This window comes from Streptomyces sp. MB09-02B, assembly GCF_033794485.1.
Taxonomy (GTDB): domain Bacteria; phylum Actinomycetota; class Actinomycetes; order Streptomycetales; family Streptomycetaceae; genus Streptomyces.
Map to the genome: position 1 here is coordinate 1 of NZ_JARGEE010000655.1, position 3,337 is coordinate 3,337.

Annotated in this window: 2 protein-coding genes; one reads left to right on the top strand and one right to left on the bottom strand. The window is 70.4% G+C overall.

Annotated elements, in window-relative coordinates; all coding sequences use genetic code 11:
* Window positions 1-1,963: SpoIIE family protein phosphatase (locus P1P70_RS42345; RefSeq protein ID WP_319247495.1), on the bottom strand; the 1,963-nt coding region annotated here is incomplete at its 3' end.
* Window positions 1,964-2,072: 109 nt separating this feature from the next.
* Here P1P70_RS42345 and P1P70_RS42350 point away from each other — a divergent pair.
* Window positions 2,073-3,337 (top strand): lipase maturation factor family protein (locus P1P70_RS42350; protein WP_319247496.1); only part of this gene is annotated, 1,265 nt, incomplete at its 3' end.

Consider the following 3,337-nt stretch of genomic DNA (forward strand, 5'->3'; position numbering starts at 1 on the left):
CCCCCGCCTCCCGCCGCCGCGGCAACGCACTGGACGAATCCTCGACCTCCACCCGCAACCGCCGGTCGGACCCCGCGAGCGCCCGCAACGTCACGATCGCCGCCCCCTCCGTGTGCATCAGCGCATTGGTGATCAGCTCGTCCGCGACGAGCTCGATCTCGTCGGCCCGATCCCGCGCACCCCAGGTGCGGACCGCCGCGCCGATCATGTGCCGCGCCTCGGTGAGCGCCTCCGGATCACCCGGCGCCACATGCTGCTGGAGCCGCCCGCCGGGCTCGGCGCTGCGGCTGCGGCGGCGCAGCAGCAGGAGGGCCACGTCGTCGTCGCCGCCCCTCTCCTCCGCCACGTCGATGAGCCGGTCGGCGAGATCGTCGACGTCGTCGGGGCCGGTGGCGATCAGCGCCTTCAGCACCCGGAGGCCGTCGTCGAGGTCGGCACCGGGCTGTTCGATGAGCCCGTCGGTGCAGAGCAGCAGCGTCTGCCCCGGGAACATCTCGACGGTGGTGACGGGGTACTCCAGGCCGCCGAACTCGGCGGACAGCCCGAGCGGCAGACCCCCTTCCACGCCGACCCGGTCGCAGGAGCCGTCGGTGTGCCGTACCAGCGGGTCGATGTGGCCGGCCCGGACGACCTGGACCACGCCGGTGGACAGGTCGGCCTCCGCGTACAGGCAGGTCGCGAAGCGGTCGGTGTCGAGTTCGTGGAGGAAGGCCGAGGCCCGGGCCATCACGGTGGCCGGGGTGTGGCCCTCGGTGGCGTAGGCCTTCAGGACGATCCGCAGCTGTCCCATGACGGCCGCCGCGTGCGTGTCGTGGCCCTGGACGTCGCCGATGACCGCGCCGACGCGCCCGCCCGGCAAGGGGATCAGGTCGTACCAGTCGCCGCCGATGTCCCGGCCGAGCGAGCCCCCGAAGGAGGCGGCGCGGTAGCGGACGGCGATGTCGGCGCCGGGGACGCTGGGGATGGACCGGGGCAGCATGGCCTGCTGGAGCCCCTCGGCGAGGTCCTTCTCCTGCTCGTAGAACATGGCCCGCTGCAGGCTCTGGGCGATGCTGCTGCCGAGCGCGATGAGGACGTCGCGTTCCTCGGAGCTGAAGCCGCGCCGGTCGTTGTAGAGCAGCCCCATCGCCCCGATGGGGCGGGCCTGCACGATCAGCGGCAGATACGCGGCCGAGGTGATCTTGAGGTCGGTGATGTGCGGCCACAGCAGCGGATAGGACTCGGCGAACTCCTCCGGCGACTCGATGAAGTGCGGAGAGAGGTGCCGTACGACCTCGTTCATCGGGTACTTCACGTCGAGGCGGGTGATCCGGGTGCCGGGCACATAGCTGTCCTCGGGGCCGGCGGCGACCATCCGGACGCGTCCGGCCTCCACCAGGCCCATGACGAGGCTGGCCGCGCCGAGGTGGGTGAGTCCGTCGGTGTCCTCCAGGACGTCGATCACGTCCTGCACGGTCCGGGCGTGGGCCAGGGCGGCCGTGATGACCTGGACGACGTTGGCCTGTTTGCGGCGGACCTCGTCGATCGCGGCCTGTTCGGTGCGTGAGCCGATCTCGCTCAGTTCGCGGGTGGCGTCACGGACGATGCCGATGACCCGGTACGGGCGGCCGGTGGCGTCACGGCGGATGTAACCCTGGCTGTGGGTCCAGCGCAGGGTGCCGTCGCGCAGCCGGATGCGGAAGTAGGCGCCGTAGTTCTCGCTGCCGTCCTTGAGGGCCTGCGAGACCAGGGCGTCGAGTCTGTAGCCCTCCATCGGGGGCACCCGCATGGACAGGCTCGCGGGGTCCCCGTCGTACTCGTCCGGGCGCAGGTCGAAGATCTCGTGGGCCTTGGCGTCCATGTGGAACGCACCGGCGTCGAGGTCCCAGTCGAAGGTGCCCATGAGATTGAGCGCCAGGACGTGGTCCGGGTGGGAGAGCCAGTCGTCCGGGACGTCCGAGTCGCTCGCTCCCCGATCAACCATGGGGACACTTTGACAGCATTTGCCCGATTAATCGAGTGGAGGGCCGACATCGCATCCGGTCCGGCCCACCGACCGACCGGACCTCGCTCCGCTCACTATCGTCGGTACCGTGGACTGGTTCACCGCACCCGACCTCTGGCTGAGCCGACTGCTCTTCCAGCGGTCCCTGGCCGTGATCTATGCGGTCGCCTTCCTGGGGGCGGCCCTGCAGTTCCGCGCGCTGATCGGCGAGCGGGGCATGCTGCCAGTGCCCCGTTTCGTCGAGCGGGTGCCGTTCCGGCGTGCGCCGAGCGTGTTCCACCACCATTACTCGGACCGTTTCTTCGCGGCGTGGGCCTGGACGGGCTGTGCGGTGTCGGTGGCGCTGGTCGCCGGGCTGGACTCCCTGCTGCCGCTCTGGGCGGGCATGGTGCTGTGGTTCGTGCCGTGGGCGATGTACCTGTCGATCGTGAACGTCGGCCAGACCTGGTACTCCTTCGGCTGGGAGTCGCTGCTGCTGGAGGTCGGCTTTCTGGCCGTCCTCCTCGGCAACGACGAGGTGGCGCCGCCGGTCGTCGTGCTGTTCCTGCTGCGCTGGGTGCTGTTCCGGGTCGAGTTCGGGGCCGGGCTGATCAAGATGCGCGGCGACGAGTGCTGGCGGAAGCTCACCTGTCTCGACCACCACCACGAGACCCAGCCGATGCCCGGTCCGCTCAGCTGGTTCTTCCACCACCTGCCGAAGCCGTTCCACCGCGTCGAGGTGGCCGCCAACCACGTCACCCAGCTCGTGGTCCCGTTCCTGCTCTTCGCCCCGCAGCCGGTCGCGACGGCCGCCGCCTCGCTGATGATCGCGACGCAGCTGTGGCTGGTGCTCTCCGGCAACTTCTCCTGGCTGAACTGGATCACGATCGTGCTGGCCCTGTCCGCCGTCGACTTCGGCACGACCGCACCGGAGGCCCCCGGCCCGCCCCTGTGGTACGCGATCGTCGTGCTCGCCGTCACCGCGCTGGTCCTGTGGCTCAGCTACCACCCGGTCCGCAACATGATCTCCCGCCGCCAGGTCATGAACCGTTCCTTCGACCCGCTGCACCTGGTCAACACCTACGGGGCCTTCGGCAGCGTCAGCCGGGTGCGGTACGAGGTGGTGGTCGAGGGCACGGCGGACGACGTACCGCGCGAGGAGTCCGAGTGGCGGGAGTACGAGTTCCGGGGCAAGCCGGGTGATCCGCGGCGCTGGCCCCGTCAGTTCGCCCCGTACCATCTGCGGCTCGACTGGCTGATGTGGTTCGCCGCGCTCTCCCCCGCGTACGCCGGCTCCTGGTTCGGCGCCCTGGTGGAACGGCTCCTGGAGAACGACCGCGACACCCTCCGCCTGCTGCGCCGCTCCCCCTTCCC